This is a genomic window from Kutzneria buriramensis (genome assembly GCF_003387475.1).
GTDB classification, from domain to species: domain Bacteria; phylum Actinomycetota; class Actinomycetes; order Mycobacteriales; family Pseudonocardiaceae; genus Kutzneria; species Kutzneria buriramensis.
In genome coordinates, this window is the sequence record NZ_QUNO01000006.1 from 498,222 (window position 1) to 513,013 (window position 14,792).

General features: G+C 69.0%; 16 protein-coding genes. 8 read left to right on the forward strand and 8 right to left on the reverse strand.

The window, feature by feature from the left end:
- Positions 1–39: 39 nt before the first annotated feature.
- The 5 genes from kal to kdd all read right to left on the reverse strand — a co-directional run bounded on the left by kal (position 40) and on the right by kdd (position 5,384).
- Positions 40–426, reverse strand: a complete 387-nt coding sequence (kal, locus tag BCF44_RS20450) for a 3-aminobutyryl-CoA ammonia lyase (RefSeq protein WP_211353116.1) — start codon at positions 424–426, stop codon at positions 40–42.
- Positions 423–1,169 (reverse strand): lysine 5,6-aminomutase subunit beta, encoded by a 747-nt coding sequence (gene kamE / locus BCF44_RS20455; protein WP_116175900.1) that lies wholly within the window; start codon positions 1,167–1,169, stop codon positions 423–425. Before kamE ends, kal begins: the two co-directional genes overlap by 4 nt.
- Complete coding sequence (gene kamD, locus BCF44_RS20460; RefSeq protein ID WP_116175901.1) at positions 1,166–2,734, reverse strand: lysine 5,6-aminomutase subunit alpha; 1,569 nt, start codon at positions 2,732–2,734, stop codon at positions 1,166–1,168. The genes kamE and kamD overlap by 4 nt, the downstream gene beginning before the upstream one ends.
- Positions 2,731–4,257, reverse strand: coding sequence for an amidohydrolase (locus BCF44_RS20465; protein ID WP_116176042.1), 1,527 nt, complete (start codon positions 4,255–4,257; stop codon positions 2,731–2,733). Before BCF44_RS20465 ends, kamD begins: the two co-directional genes overlap by 4 nt.
- An 86-nt stretch (positions 4,258–4,343) precedes the next feature.
- Positions 4,344–5,384 carry an L-erythro-3,5-diaminohexanoate dehydrogenase gene (kdd, locus tag BCF44_RS20470; RefSeq protein ID WP_116175902.1) on the reverse strand — a complete coding sequence of 347 codons (1,041 nt, stop codon included), beginning with the start codon at positions 5,382–5,384 and terminating at the stop codon, positions 4,344–4,346.
- Positions 5,385–5,486: 102 nt separating this feature from the next.
- Here kdd and BCF44_RS20475 point away from each other — a divergent pair, with 102 nt between their 5' ends.
- Both BCF44_RS20475 and BCF44_RS20480 read left to right on the forward strand, forming a co-directional pair.
- Entirely contained in the window at positions 5,487–6,905 is a 1,419-nt protein-coding gene (locus BCF44_RS20475; protein ID WP_246015322.1) for a KamA family radical SAM protein, read from the forward strand.
- A 1,490-nt stretch (positions 6,906–8,395) separates the two neighbouring features.
- The gene (locus BCF44_RS20480) at positions 8,396–8,740 is read left to right on the forward strand and encodes an ASCH domain-containing protein (RefSeq protein ID WP_211353117.1); all 345 of its coding nucleotides are present in this window, start codon (positions 8,396–8,398) and stop codon (positions 8,738–8,740) included.
- A 266-nt stretch (positions 8,741–9,006) separates the two neighbouring features.
- Here BCF44_RS20480 and BCF44_RS20485 read toward each other — a convergent pair whose 3' ends face one another.
- The gene (locus BCF44_RS20485) at positions 9,007–9,282 is read right to left on the reverse strand and encodes a hypothetical protein (RefSeq protein WP_147328552.1); all 276 of its coding nucleotides are present in this window, start codon (positions 9,280–9,282) and stop codon (positions 9,007–9,009) included.
- Between the two features lie 120 nt (positions 9,283–9,402).
- Positions 9,403–9,606: a hypothetical protein gene (locus tag BCF44_RS20490; protein ID WP_116175904.1), complete on the reverse strand. Its 204-nt coding sequence runs from the start codon at positions 9,604–9,606 to the stop codon at positions 9,403–9,405.
- Positions 9,607–9,757: 151 nt separating this feature from the next.
- Between BCF44_RS20490 and BCF44_RS20495 the strand changes: the two genes are divergently transcribed.
- From BCF44_RS20495 to BCF44_RS20520, 6 genes are all read left to right on the forward strand, one after another.
- Entirely contained in the window at positions 9,758–10,750 is a 993-nt protein-coding gene (locus tag BCF44_RS20495) for a hypothetical protein (RefSeq protein WP_116175905.1), read from the forward strand.
- The gene (locus BCF44_RS20500; protein WP_116175906.1) at positions 10,747–11,367 is read left to right on the forward strand and encodes an abortive infection family protein; all 621 of its coding nucleotides are present in this window, start codon (positions 10,747–10,749) and stop codon (positions 11,365–11,367) included. The genes BCF44_RS20495 and BCF44_RS20500 overlap by 4 nt, the downstream gene beginning before the upstream one ends.
- Positions 11,367–11,873: an FAD-dependent monooxygenase gene (locus tag BCF44_RS20505; RefSeq protein ID WP_116175907.1), complete on the forward strand. Its 507-nt coding sequence runs from the start codon at positions 11,367–11,369 to the stop codon at positions 11,871–11,873. Before BCF44_RS20500 ends, BCF44_RS20505 begins: the two co-directional genes overlap by 1 nt.
- Before the next feature lie 72 nt (positions 11,874–11,945).
- Entirely contained in the window at positions 11,946–12,719 is a 774-nt protein-coding gene (locus BCF44_RS20510) for a heparin lyase I family protein (RefSeq protein ID WP_116175908.1), read from the forward strand.
- 22 nt (positions 12,720–12,741) lie between these two features.
- Positions 12,742–13,284 carry a hypothetical protein gene (locus BCF44_RS20515; RefSeq protein ID WP_116175909.1) on the forward strand — a complete coding sequence of 181 codons (543 nt, stop codon included), beginning with the start codon at positions 12,742–12,744 and terminating at the stop codon, positions 13,282–13,284.
- A gap of 135 nt (positions 13,285–13,419) precedes the next feature.
- Positions 13,420–13,677, forward strand: a complete 258-nt coding sequence (locus BCF44_RS20520; RefSeq protein ID WP_147328553.1) for a hypothetical protein — start codon at positions 13,420–13,422, stop codon at positions 13,675–13,677.
- Positions 13,678–13,799: 122 nt separating this feature from the next.
- Here BCF44_RS20520 and BCF44_RS20525 read toward each other — a convergent pair whose 3' ends face one another.
- The gene (locus tag BCF44_RS20525; RefSeq protein ID WP_116175911.1) at positions 13,800–14,543 is read right to left on the reverse strand and encodes a hypothetical protein; all 744 of its coding nucleotides are present in this window, start codon (positions 14,541–14,543) and stop codon (positions 13,800–13,802) included.
- Positions 14,544–14,792 lie beyond the last annotated feature (249 nt).

Sequence of the window (14,792 nt, forward strand, 5' to 3'; positions counted from 1 at the left end):
ATACCTTCGTTCTGGTGCTCAGCGCGACTCGCGGGGGTTTCAGGACTGGGGGACTACTACGGTGCCGGTGGCCTGGGTGGCGATCACCGGCTCCGTGAGGACCTCGGCGGCGGAGGCGCCCTTGTCGGGGGTGGCCCGGCACACGACCCGGAGTTCGAACGACACGCCGCGGGAGCGGGTGCCGATGCGGGTGAGGGTGGCGGTGGCCTCGACGACGTCACCGGCGCGCAGCGGCGCCAGGAACTTCACGGAGTCGTAGCCGGCGAACAGCCCCTCGTCGCCGTCGGTGCGGATGCACAACTCGGTGGCGACATCGCCGAACATGCCCAGCCCGTACGCGCCGTCGACCAGGTTGCCGCCGTAATGCGCATGCGAGTACGGCACGTACCGCCGATGCGTCACGGAGAAGCCCTCGACCAGACTCACGCTGCCACGCCCCTCTGCGAAATGGTGTGCACGAGATAACTGGCGACCTCGCCCGGAGTGGTGCCACGCCCGAACACGCGGTCCACGCCCAGCTCACCGGCCATCAGCGGATCGAAACGCGGACCGCCGGCGACCAGGGTGGGCCGGGAAGAGCCCATGGCCTCCCGGAACGCCGCCGACATCTCCTGGGTGTTGAGGATGTGCGCGTCCCGCTGCGTGACGACCTGCGACACCAGCACGGCGTCGGCCCGCTCCGACCGCGCCCGCTTCACCAGCTCCGGCACCGACACCTGCGCGCCCAGGTTCACCACCCGCAGCTCCCGGTAGTACTCCAGGCCCTTCTCGCCGGCGAAGCCCTTGATGTTGAGGATCGCGTCGATGCCGACGGTGTGCGCGTCGGTCCCGATGCACGCCCCGACGACTACCAGCTTGCGCCCCAACGAGTTCTTCACGGTCGAGTTGACCTCGTGCGGCGACAGGAGCGGATACTCCCGCTCCACCACACGCACCTCGTCGAGGTCCACGAGGTGGCTGACCGACCCGTACACGACGACGAACGTGAAGTCCGAGCCGATGGCGTGCGAGTGCACGACCATCGCCGGGTCCATACCCATCTTGTTCGCCAACTGCTGCGCGGCGCCCTCCGCACGCGGACCGTGCGGCACCGGCAGCGTGAACGACATCTGCACCATGCCGTCGCCGGTCGTGTCGCCATAGGGCCGCACATAACGCTTCTCGCTCACAGCCCCGCCTCCAGCAGCTCACTCGCCGGGTTCACGTAACCGTCGGCCTTCGCCACCACGCCGTCCGCGCCCTTGCCGCCATCGGCGGGACGCTTCATCAACCCGAACGTGCCCTCGGCGATCGCCCGCAGCAGACCCTCGTCCACGATCCGCTCCAGCAGGTCGACGGCCTCCCCCAGCACCTGCTCGGCCCGCTTCACGATGAACCCGTCGGGCGAGGGCCGGAAGTCCTCGGCCAGGTTGCCGGCCGCGCCCAGCACGTACTTCACGTTGGCCAGCGCCAGGTCCCGGTCGGACAGGAACGGCGTCACCACCGCCTCGGTCATCATGCCCACCAACAGGATCGACTGACCCGTGAGGACACCGGCCAGGTTGAAGAACCCGTCGAGCAGGTAGCCGTTGAACACGTCGCCGGTCATGTGCTTGGTCGGCGGCATCCACTTCAGCGGCGCGTCCGGGAACAACTCCCGCGCCAGCAGCGCGTGCGCCAGCTCCAGACGGAACGAGTCCGGCACCTTCGGGTTGATCTCGAACGCGTGCCCCAGCCCCAGCAGCTCGTCGGGCAGGCCGGCCTCGTGCGCGAACCGCTCGTTGAGCAGCTGCGACACCGTCACGGTGTGCGCGGCGTCCACGGCGTCGGCGGTGGTGAGGTAGTTGTCCTCGCCGGTGTTGATGATGATCCCCGCCCGCGCGTGCACCTGCCGCGAGAACCGCTGGTCCACGAACGTCCGGATCGGGTTGATGTCCCGGAACAGGATCCCGTACATCGAGTCGTTCAACATCATGTCCAGCCGCTCGAGGCCCGCCAGCACGGCGATCTCCGGCATGCACAGGCCCGACGCGTAGTTGGTCAGCCGCACGTACCGGCCGACCTCCTTGGACACCTCGTCCAGCGCCGCCCGCATGATCCGGAAGTTCTCCTGCGTGGCGTACGTGCCGGCGAACCCGTGGTGCGTGGCGCCTTCCGGCACGTAGTCCAGCAGCGACTGACCGGTGGAGCGGATCACCGCGATGATGTCCGCGCCGGCCCGCGCGGCGTTGCACGCCTGCACGACGTCCTCGTCGATGTCACCGGTCGCGACGATCAGATAGATCCACGGGCGCTGCGGCGGATCCCCCAGCTTCGCCACCAGCTTGTCCCGCTGCCCGCGGTTGCGGTCGACGGTGCGCAGGCCCTTCGCGACGGCGGTCCTCGCCGCCTTCCCGGCGCGCTCCGCGTCCTTCCCGGACGGCACCGTGAACTGGATCTGCCCGGCGGCGGTCGCCTCGGCGAGCTCGGTCAACGACCCCAGGTCGTGCTCGCGCAGCGCGTGGAACGCCGGCAGCACCGCGCCGTGCTCCAGCCCGCACTGCTCCCTGATCGTGTCGACGACCCGGTTGACCCACGGCACGTCACCCGCGCGATGCGTGGTGTCCGCGCCGGTGATCCCCGCCAACCGCAACGTCGCCCGCTCCACCGCGACCGTCGTGTGCGCACGCGCCAGCTCGATCACCGGCTCCGCGGCCCGCGCCGCCAGCGCGCGAGCCCGCCCGGTGACCTCCGGGTCCAGATCCAGCAACGTCACCCAAGCGCCCCTTCCCGTTCGTAGATCACCTGACCGCACAACACCGTGCGCAGGCACTCCGGCAGCACCGCCCCCGGCTCCAGCACCGGCAGCGCCGGCACCCGCGACCGCGGATCCGTCGACCACCGCTGCACCCGCGAATCCGACGCCCCCACCACCAGCTCATCCGCACGCCACACCGCGTACGTCGCCGGCGCGCCCGGCACCAACGTCCCCGTCACGCCGTCATCCACGCCCGCCGCGCGCCAACCGCCGCGCGTGTGCGCCGTGAACGCCGCGCGTGGCAACACACCGAAGCCGTCGGTGCGGTGGTGCACCGCCGCGCGCACCGACTCCCACGGATCGACCCGCGTCACCGGGGCGTCCGAGCCCAGCGCGAGCAAAGCCCCGGCCGCCGCGAGCTGCGAGAACGGGTTCAGCTGCGTACCCCGCTCCGCACCCAGCCGCCGCACATACATGCCGTCCGGCCCGCCCCACGTCGCGTCGAACAACGGCTGCACCGACGCCACCACACCCCAGCTCGCCAGCTTCGCCGCCTGCTCCGCGGACACCATCTCCACGTGCTCCAGACGATGCCGGCACGCCGCCAGCTCCGGCGCACCCACCTGCTTCTCCGCCAACTCGAACCCGGCCACCACCTCGGCCACCGCGGCGTCACCAATCACGTGAAAACCGGCCTGCATGCCGGCCACGGTGCACGCCAGCACGTGATCCGCGATAGCCGCCGCGTCCAGGTACAGCGCGCCGGAGTTGCCGGGATCGTCGACGTACGGCGAGCACAGCGCGGCCGTCCGCGAGCCGAGAGCGCCATCGACGAACAGGTCACCGGCCGCGCCACGTGCGCCCAGCGCCTTGGCGGTGCCCACACCGCCGAGCTCGCCCCAGTATCCGACGACCTGCGGGCCACCGGTCAACGCCAACAGCTCTGCCAAATCCTCACGCGAGGAGATGTCCGGCCCCGCGCACTCGTGCACCGAAGCCACACCCCGCGACGCCGCCAACGCCAGAAACGCCTCCTGCGCCTGCCGCCGCTGCGCCGGCGCCACCGCGTCCTTCGCCGCCCGCCGCACCTCGTGATGCGCCGCCCGCGACAACGGCCCCGACTCCGACCAGCCGTCCGAGTCCCGCGCGCGAGACGCCAACTCGACCAACGCCGTCGACACCAGCGCGGAGTGCACGTCGATCCGCGACAGATACACCGGCCGACCGCTCGCCGCCTCGTCCAGCTCCGCACGCGTCGGCGGCCGGCCCTCGGCGAAGCGCGTCTCGTCCCAGCCGTGACCCCACACCGCGGCACCCGGAGCCTGCTTCACCGCCGACAACACGTCCTGCACCGACCGCGCGCCCGTCAGGTCGACACCGGTCAGCAACAACCCCGCGGACGTCGCATGCACGTGGGCATCCACGAACGCCGGCGCCACGAACGCGCCGTCCAGATGCACCACCTCTGCACTCTCGCCGTACAACGCGACACCAGGCGTGTCCTGACCCACCCACACGACCTGACCGTCCGCCACCGCCATCGCAGTGGCATCCGGCGACGCCGAGGAGTAGATCCGGCCACCGACCAACAGGGTTGTTTGCCCAAAAAATTGACGCTGCACAGTGCTCACGATCCGGCAGTCTGCCGCTCCCGGCCACGGAACAGCGCCAGCACCCCCGGCGTCCGCCGCACCAGATCCAGCGCGAACTCCGCATGTCCGGGCACATATCCGTTGCCGATGAGCATCTCCACGTCCGCCGCCACGCCCTCCGCGCCCAGCGCGGCCGCCGAGAACGACGTCGCCATCGAGAAGAAGATCACAGTGCCGCCCGCCGCCGTGGCCAGGATCGCCCCGTGCTCGCAGCCCGCGACGTCCACGCACACCACGGTCACCTCAACCGGCTCACCCACCGCCTCCGCGACCGCCACCGGGTTCCGCGCGTCCGCGATGACCACCTCGTCGGCCAGGCCGGTCTCACGAACCGCGGCCGCCTCGCCCTCGGTGGGAACCAGCGCCACCAGCCGGGTGGCACCTGCCGCGCGGGCGGCCGCCAGCGACAGCGACCCCGACTTGCCGCCGCCACCCAACACGCACACCGACTTCGCCCCGCGCGCCCGCACCACGCGGTCCGTCAACGCCGGCGCGCCGCACACGTCCAGGACGGACAACGCCAGCTCATCGGGCATGTCGTCGGGCAGAACCGCGGCGATCGACCGCCCGAACAGCACCGCGGTGCCCTCGCACGGCACCTGCTCGCCGAGGCCATCCCACTGGGCCAAGCCGTCGGTGATGCGGAGCGGCGTCAACGTCAGAGACACCAGAGTCGCAACACGGTCGCCCTTGCGAAGGCCGAGAGGGGAGTCCGGACCGACGGCGGCGACCGTGCCCAGCAGCATGCCGCCGGACCCCGTCACCGGATTCTGCATCTTCCCCCGCGCGCCCACGATGTCCAGCACGGCCTGGCGCACGGCAGCCCCGGAGCCGTGCGCCTCCCTCAGCTGCCGATACGACGCGGCATCCAAGTTCAACCGCTCCACCGCGACCACCACCTCGTCCGGCCACGGCGACGGATCCGCGTCCAGCACCTCGGCCTGCTGCGGCAGCACGCCCGACGGCGCCAACACCCGGTGCAACCCGATCGGCGACCCGGTCACGTCACCCGTCATCCCGAACTCCTTCGCAACTGGACGCGGCCACGCCGGAAGATTTACGTTCAGCCGACGCTCTGGCAGCATATCTTTACGTACCCCTGAGGGCGAGGAGTAGGGATGACAGCGCTGTACGACACCCGTGCCGCCGCGGTTACCACTGCGGCCACCGCCGCCGACCAGCAGCCGTACGAGTACGTCCGGCGAGAACTCGTCGAACCCGACTGGCGCCGCTACCCCGGCTGGCGCGACGTCACCGACGCCCAATGGCGCGACGCCCAGTGGCAGCGATCCCACTGCGTCAAGAACGCCAAACAGCTCCGCGCCGTCGTCGGCGACCTGCTCACCGAGCGCTTCTACGACGACCTCGCCGCCGACCAGCAGAACCTCGCCACCATGTCGATGCTGCTGCCGCCGCAGATGCTCAACACCATGGCCATCTCCGCGGAGCTGACCCCCGAGGCGTTCACCGAGGCGTTCTACGCCGACCCGGTCCGCCGCTACATGCTCCCCGTCGCCAGCGACCGCATGACCGCCTGGGCCAGCCACCCCCACAGCGCCCGCGACTCACTGCACGAGGCCGAGATGTGGGTCGTGGAGGGCCTCACCCACCGCTACCCCACCAAGGTCCTCGCCGAAATGGTGTCGACCTGCCCCCAGTACTGCGGCCACTGCACCCGCATGGACCTGGTCGGCAACTCCACCCCCCAGATCGACAAGCACAAACTCCTGCTCAAACCGGTCGACCGGCAAGACGCCATGATCGACTACCTCAAGCGCACCCCCGGCGTCCGCGACGTCGTCGTCTCCGGCGGCGACGTCGCCAACATGCCCTGGCCCCAGCTCGAGTCCTTCCTCATGCGCCTGCTGGACATTCCCACCGTCCGCGACGTCCGACTCGCCACCAAGGCCCTGGCCGGCATGCCCCAGCACTGGATCCAGCCCAAGGTCGTCGAGGGCCTCGAACGCGTCGCCCGCACCGCCCACCGGCGCGGCGTCAACCTCGCCATCCACACCCACGTCAACCACGCCCAGTCGGTCACCCCGCTGGTCGCCGAGGCCGCCCGCACCGCACTCGACGTCGGCGTCCGCGACGTCCGCAACCAGGGCGTGCTCATGCGCGGCGTCAACAACACCGCCGAGAACCTGCTCGACCTCTGCTTCGCGCTCCAGGGCGAGGCCAACATCCTCCCGTACTACTTCTACATGTGCGACATGATCCCCAACGCCGAACACTGGCGGCTGGCGGTCTGGGAGGCGCAGGAACTCCAGCACGCGATCATGGGCTACCTGCCCGGCTACGCCACCCCGCGCATCGTCTGCGACGTCCCCTACGTCGGCAAGCGCTGGGTCCACCAGCTCTCCGAATACGACCGCGAGCTGGGCATCTCCTACTGGACCAAGAACTACCTGACCAGCGTGGATAGGGCGACCAGCGCCGTCGGCGCGGACCTGCTGGCGCAGCGCTACCCGTACTACGACCCGATCTACACCCTCGACCAGGCCGGCCAGAACTGGTGGGCCAACCAGGGGGACTGAGACCCACCCGGCGGAGGCTCGCCAGGCGTCGAACCAGACCGTTCACACGCCTGGCGGGCCGACCCGACCGAAAACCTCATACCCGCTGGTCAGCGCCCGTTGAGTCTCGTTGCGTCTTGACGTCTGACGGCCCCAGAGCGGCCCGGCTTTGTCCACAGTGGACACCCGTGATGGCGGGCGCACAGGCCGCCAGATGAACACGATCCATCAGCAGCTGACAGCGCAGGCTCTGAGCCAAGGAACTACGGGCGTACGGCGGACCCGGAATAGAGTTTCGGCGCACCTTTCTCGCCAATCTTGTCCGCTGGTTGACGCTGGGCTGAGATTATTGAGATTTGAGCCCGTGCTCACGGTAGGTTGCACCTTCACTAGTAGCCGTGTGGACATGTGGGGCAATCTCGTGTTGCGGGCTCTCTAACCGCTGCCTTCCGTCCGCCCTTTGGAGTATCCCTCCAGCTGTCAGAAGAAACGCAACGCCCTCCTCGACGACGCCCCGCAATAGGCCACCGGAACCGGAGTGGCAGGAATTTTCCAGTTCGGTCTCCTGTCGCAGTGCCGGCTGTTCCGCACCGTTGACGATGAGGTGGGCTGCCGGGCATGTGATGGCCTTGAAGAATTCGCGGCCGAACGCCATGCTCGGGTAACGCTCTCTGCCGCCCTGCTTTCCGCTCCGCGATCCCCCAGTCCACCGGCTGAGCCAGCGACGGAGAGGGCCGAGAAATGCGCTAGTCTCTCAATGGCGTTGATCACCACGCCATAACCGCCCGATCGTCGCCGTTCGCAGTGGAAAGCGGCAGATGGACGTTGACCCGAGAAGACGACATTGGCTGGGTGGGGGCCGCGGCCGGCCGCGGGAACAGCTAACGGACTCCTGATGATCCTGCCATTACCGCCCGACCGCCTCGTGCCGTGTTCGCGACGGACAGTCCTACCCGCGACCAGTTCGGTTCGTCCGCAGGAGTGATGCGAGCGAGCTTAGCGAGTTCCCTTGATGGAGCCGGCATTTCACTGGCCTCTACGAGAACGGGAATCCGGTCCAGGTTGTCGCGCGGCGTTTCTCCGGAGACTGATCCTCTCTTGCGACTCCGCCTGAACGATCCCCACGCGGCCGACGTGCTGGCCCCGCTGCTGGCAGATCCAAAGTTGGAGCGGACCAACCGTATCCTGCAATACTCTCGTCGACTTGGACTCCCACCCGAAGATCTTACAGGACTACCGTGAGTGAGTGATCCAAAACTTAACAGCCTCGGCTATCCGCGCGCCGTCGCCGTCGACGAATAGTGTCGACCCCTGGGTGCAGATCCTGGCATTATCACAGCCGAGGACATTCGGAGGTTGTGGTGCGGGAGAGGGTGCAGTTCCGCGTTCAGCGAGCGTCTTGATACTGGTGTCCAGACTGACACAAGGCCCGATTGTTCGAGATGTTGCCGACCCACGACCCGGCCGGCGCAGCCGCTGGGCCGGGCCGTGGTGTTCGCCGAGGAGATGTGATGGCCAGGCTGATGTCGGTGTCGTTCACCGAGCAGGCGGTTCGCGACCGCGCCAAGACGGTGACCCGCCGGAAGGGATGGCGGTTCCTCCGCCCGGGCGAGCGGCTCACGCTGTGCCGCAAGGTCATCGGCCGCAAGCCCGGCGAGCTCCTGGTCCGCATCGTCGACATAGAGGTGGTCGACGTCCGGCGTGAACCGCTGGCCGACATCACCGACGACGATCTCGCCCGCGAAGGCTTCCCCGACATGTCCAGGGAAGAGTTCATCCAGCGCTTGTTCGTCGAGGCGCAGGGCATCCGGCCAGGCGACACCGTCACCCGCATCGAGTGGGTGTACTGCCGCTGACCAGAAGATCACCGATTTCTGCCTGAGGAGAATCACCGTCATGACGCCGGCGCCCTGCGCCACCACCCGGTCGACCACGCCTGGGTGGAACACGGGCCGGACCGCAGCATCAAGTTCCTCGACGCCGCCGCCGGCGTTGAAGGCTTGCAGTTGTCTTTGTGGTTGTTAGAGTATTGAATTTAGTCGCCACTGAAGCTATAGTGACATTGTCCACCTAGAGGAGGCGGGGGTTCGCCCGCACGGACTCCGCTAGCTCCCAACCCGCATCACCCGGCCGAAGGCCTGGTCCCCGAAACGACTGTCAAAGCCCAGCGTCCCGGCCGCTCCAACTCCCCCAGCAGCCGAGTCCGGGCCATCAGCACCGGCGCGATGTCGGTGTCCGGCATCGCGCCGCGCCGGATGCGTGCTGCGCCGGCGGGTGCTGGCGCAGCACGCATCCGGCGGTCGCCCAGCTGCATCTGGCGCACGGTGGACTGCTTGTCAGAAGGTCCAGCACCGCTGCCCAACTCGCTCTCGGGCTGGACCTGGAGGGTGCGGAGCATGGCCGTCACGCGCTGGCCCGGGCGGCGGGACAACCCGGCTAGCTCATCGGCTCCGCGAACCGCCCATGAGAGTGATCGCCGGCCAGATCACCGCGGCGTCCGACAGCTGAATGATCACCATCAGTCCGGCAAGCCGAAGTCCTCGATGAACACCCCCTCCGCCAGCAGCAGCCTGAGCAGATTCGGCAACCGCGGATCCGCCTGGAAGCGGCGCAGGTTCACCAGGACGCTCTCCGCGTCGGCCACCAGCGTGGCCACGTGGTACGCGGTGGCCACGACCGCCAGCACCGCCGGGACGCCCAACGACGTGGACTTGTTCGCCATCGAACTGCCTTTCCCTCGAGTCAGCGCACCCGCTGCGGCGACCGCCGCCGCAACAGGGAGAAGCCGAGCGGCTCCTTGTCCAACCACTATCCGCCTGCACACGGCGCCCAGGGACAGTTCGGGGTGGCCAATCAGGTGTAATTTCCATAGCGTGGAGACGATCATCGGCCCGGGCACGATCGACGACCTGGTCGCCGACGCCCGCCGGACCGGCTACCAGGGGCCGGTCAACCGACGCCTGATCCGCGACTGGACCCAGGCCGGCCTGCTGGACTACCCCCGCCGCAGGACCGCCGGCAAGGGACACGGCGCGCGGCCGGCGTTGTACCCGGCCCACCAGCGACTGCTGCTGCTCACCCTGCTGCGCCACCGACCCACCAACGGCATCCGCAGCCTCGCGCGCATCCCGGTCGGGATCTGGATGTACTGGGGCGACGCCTTCATCCCCCTGCGCCAGGTTCGCCGGGCGATGACCACCTGGCTCGGCGACCCCCGCGACAGCCGGCGCGGCGCCACCGAGACCGCCCGGGAACTGGTGCGGCTACTGGACAACCCCGCCGCCACGACCACCGCCCGGGCCACCCTGCGGCGCGTGCTCAGCGACATCGCCTACACCGGGCAGGCTGATTTCGAGCAACTGGAGCAGGCCGTGCGCGAGGTGTTCGAGCCCGGCGCACGCCAGATCCAGCGGGCCGTCGGCCATCCCGCAGCGCCGCTGACCGCGCACGGCCTGGTCACGGTGATCCAGGCCCGGCTGGTGGCCGTGGACCGGCTCGCCAAGGGCGAGGTCACCGACGCCGAGTTCCTTCGGGCTCGGCACAACCACCTCGTGGCCTACGCCCAGTACGCCGCCGACCAGGCTCAACTCGCGGCCGACGCCCCGACGAACAACCCCGACATGTACGAGGCCGTCACGGCCGAACGCGCGCTCAACGACTGCTGCGCCAATCTGCTCAGCCACCTGGGCCTGGCGACCCTATCCCCGGAGGGCGCCGCCCGAATCAGCCGTGAGCCCTCCCCCACCGTGGATCCGGGTCCTACGCCCGCCGGCGGGAGTTCTACACCGAGCGCGCCGAGGCGGTCGCCCGAGTACTGCGGACCCGCCTGGCCGACCAGGCGGCCGGAGACATATCCGCCGCTGTGACCGTCCTCGACGCGGCCGCCGAGGACGTGCTCGGCGACACCGCGTCCATTCGCGCCGAGCTGGCTCGAATTGAGGCGAACTTGCTCCGCGATCCAGGCGCGGCGATCGGCAAGGCCAAGAACCTGGTGGAGGCGACCGCCAAGGCGGTGCTGATCGAGCTGGGCAAGCCCTACAACGACAAGGACGACGTCAACGACCACGTTCGGGACGCCATGGTCGCCCTGGGGATCGACCGCAAGTCAGTCGCCGCGCACGACGTGGACATGGCCAACGTGATGGGGCGGCTCAACAGCCTCACCATCACGCTTTCGGACCTGCACAACCACGCAGGCGACGGGCACGGCCTGTCGAGCCCGGCGGCGGGCCTGGATCTGCGGCACGGCAGGCTGGCGGTGCGCGGCGATTGCGTGGTCGGCGTTCATGCTCGACACCCTGCGCGACCAGTCGAGCTGACCAAGATCCCCACAAGCAACCGGCAGCAGGCCCGGTCACCGGAACAGCGCTGGCGACATCGCGCGCGTCGCGTCGACGACGATGGGCGCCATCGCGCTGGCCAGCGAGCCGCGCATGGTCGCGCGCCTGCGCGACGAAGCGGCGCACCGACGCCCGGTAGTTGATGCCGCGCCCGTCGAACTCCGGGCGCGCGATCCCGTACAAGCGGAACGCCGCACATCCGCCGGCCACGATCGTCCAGTCCGGCTGGACAGCCGCCCTCAGCACGGGCTCCGGCCGGACACCGCCCGCGCGCCGCTGCCACCAGAGAGCTGCTCATGTTTTGCTCGTGCCGCCGACCGGCGCCAAGGGCATGAACCTCGCCGTCGCCGACGTTCGGCTACTGTCCATGGCGCTGACGGAACTGCTGCTGCGCAACGACTCCCGGCTCATCGAGCCCTATTCGGACACTGCGCTCCGCCGTGTCTGGCGGGCCGAGGCCTTATCCTGGAACATGACCTCGCCGCTGCACGTCATGCCCAGCGCGGATCCGTTCCAGCGCCAGGTGCAGCTGGCCCAGCTCCGGTACACGGCCAGCAGCAAAGCCGCCATGACCAGCATCGCCGAGAACTACGTCGGCCTGCCCTGGCGACGGCGTTCACTTGCCATCGCGTCAACGGGGCGCTGTTGACAGCGCCTACTGGGAACGTTTACATGAAGACGCCGCCCGCGCTACAAACCTGAACATGGCAGGAGGTCACGGATGATTCGCGCGACGGTGGCGGCGATGGTCGTCGGCCTGACTGCGGCACTGTCCGCGCCGGCGGCGGCCGCGCCCCAGGCGGCGCTGATCTGGCAGGCGGATCCGAGTCGGGGCACCTCGGTCTTCGAGGGCGTCGAGACGGCCCCGGGCACGGTATCCGTGGTCGACGATCCGACCGGCAGGTACGGCCAGTCCTACCGGTTCCAGACGAACACGAACAACGGCACCAAGTCCCGGTGCGAGAGCCGCGGCCTGCGGCTGCCCGACGGCACGGTGTACAAGCTGGACGACAGCAAGGCGGGGCAGACCTTCTACGTCGGCTGGCGCTCGTTCTGGAACCCGATGCCGGACAAGGCGGGCGCCTGGGTCGCGCTGTACCAGCTGCACCTCGACGGCGCGCCCACCGGCGGGGTCGGCGCCGGCCCGTTCGTGCTGCGCACCCTGGGAGACGGCCAGCTGCACTTCCAGCTGGTGTCGCCGGACGGCTCGTCGCGGCACATCTGGAACGCACCGCTGAAGCTCAACGCCTGGAACACCTTCGTCATCGGGTTCAAGCTGTCGCGCAGCAACAGCGTCGGCTGGGTCCAGTTCTGGTACAACGGCGTCCAGCAGACCTTCACCAACGGGTCGACGCAGTATCCCGGCGCGACGCTCATGGGCAACCACGTCAACAACAAGTGGGGCGTGTACCGGTCCGGGGTGAACAGCGGCGTGGCGGACGCGTACCTCAACAGCGCCAAGTTCGGCACCACGTACCAGTCCGTGGCCCCGTAGCGGCCGACATGCACGGTCAGTCATGGCCACCGACCAACCGGGCGCGCTCGGCGACCTCGGCCGCACGCGCGTGTCCCTGACCGAGCAGCACATCGCCCTCGGCAGCCAGGAACTGCCCGCCTGCCAGACGATGCCCGTCCAGCAGTGGATCGACACCGAGATCGAGAGCGACGATGCGCTGCACCCGGCCTGGCGGCGCATCGACGCCGCCGACACCGACGACGACCTCGGCCGGCAGGCCCGCATGATCCTGGCCGGGCTGGCCGACCGCCGCCCCGGCCCGCCACTGTTCCTGATCGGGCTACTGGCCCACATGCAGGCCATCCGCGAGCACCTCCGCGACGCCAAGCTGCGCGCGCTCCAGGACCGCATGGCCCGGCTCACCGAGCAGATCCGGCCCCCGCTTGTGCACGAGATCCACGACTTCGCCGACGACAACACCGACAGCAACCGCAAGTTGGCCGAGGCCGCCGCCGTCTCCCACACCGAAAACGGCCGCTGGCTCAACAGCCCCCTGAGCGTCAGCCTGCCCGCGCCGCCGAGGGCAAGACCAGAGCCGCGGTGATGCTCGGCGACCTGGTCCACGTCCTGCAGCGGCCGAAGGAGATGTTCGACGCGAAGCCGGGCAGCGACCTCGCCGCCGTGCTTCGCAAGCACGCTGCCACCTTCCACACCGTGCTGATCGCCCCCGCCTGCCGGCGTGCCCGGCACGGTGCTGCCGTTAACGGCGGATCGCCAGCCTCGAGCCACGTCGCTGTTGGTCGACGGCGACGTCGCCGGCTCCGGCGTGCCGGCCTCCAGGACGAACGACCTCGGACAGCTGGCGCGGATGCTGCAGGAGAAGTTCGTCGACATCGTCACCGTCGACACCGACCCTCCGACCAGCGCCGGCTGGCCGGCCCGCGCCCTCGACCAAAAACGTCACGGCGACGAAGCGGATGCGTCCACCGAGGACTAGCTGTGCTGGGTCAGGACGTTGGTAACACCACTCTCGGGAAGGCTCGGGAACGATGCCCACGACGTTGACGATGTCAGCCGCGACCGACGGCGGCCCCTCTGGACCGTCGCCGAGGAGCGCGATCAGGCCGGTGCGGTCCCCGTCGTCCGCAGGGTCCGCAGCTGCGCCAGGGACAATTCCCGCGTCCGGTCTGACACGGGCGAGCACGCCCAGTCGTCCAGATGAGGATGCGCCGTCACTTGGCTCGTGTCCGGGGTGACGTCGTGACCGTCGGAGGCCACGATCTTCTCGATCATCTTGGCGAACTTTCCAGGCCCACCGCCGCCGTAGCCGACGTTGTAGCCCTCGCCGGTCTTCTCGGGTAGGAAGTGCAGCTCGCCGCGGTCATTGCGCAGCCACATGACTCCAGCGTCTCGATCGATGATCAACCGCTCCAGCACCTGCCCCTCAGGCAACGACAACGGGGAGAATGTCCAGTAGGTCCAGTTCTCGATGTTCCCGCTGACCGTGCGGTAGTGCTGTTTCACCACCGGCATCCAGGTGAGCGGATCGTACAAGGTCTGCAGGCACAGGCAGCCGTCGCCAGCGACTGCCGACGGTGACTCTGGGTCGTCGAAGACGCAGGGATCCCACAGTCGCGGGGCCTCGTTACTGGAGACCAGGGCCATGTGAAGCGGGGTCGGCTCGGTGTCCTGCAACCGGCCAATCCATTCCTGCGTGTACCGGCTGGACTCACGCAGTTGCTGGGTGGCGTTGAGCGCAGATCCCCACAGCTTCGGTGTTTCGCTGTAGAGCACGAAATTGAACCATCCCCGCCTCGGGTCATAGGTCAGGTTCACTTCGCCGCGCCCAGGCTGGTAGGTCATCAGTCAGGATCCCTTCCGTGGTCGGTTCCGCCAGCGTCCCACCCGCCCCCCGACAAGAGCGTTCGGCAGCCCTGGGATAGAGGGGACATCAGCCAATCGGCGCAACCGCGATCACGGACAAGGTCAGCCGCCGAATTCGGGACGCGTTGTCGATCGGCGAGGCCGCCACGGGACTGCCCGCCGCCGGAGTCCGGCGAGGTCGTCTCGAACATGAACGCACACCTCGTGGCGTTCCTGCACTGGCACGTC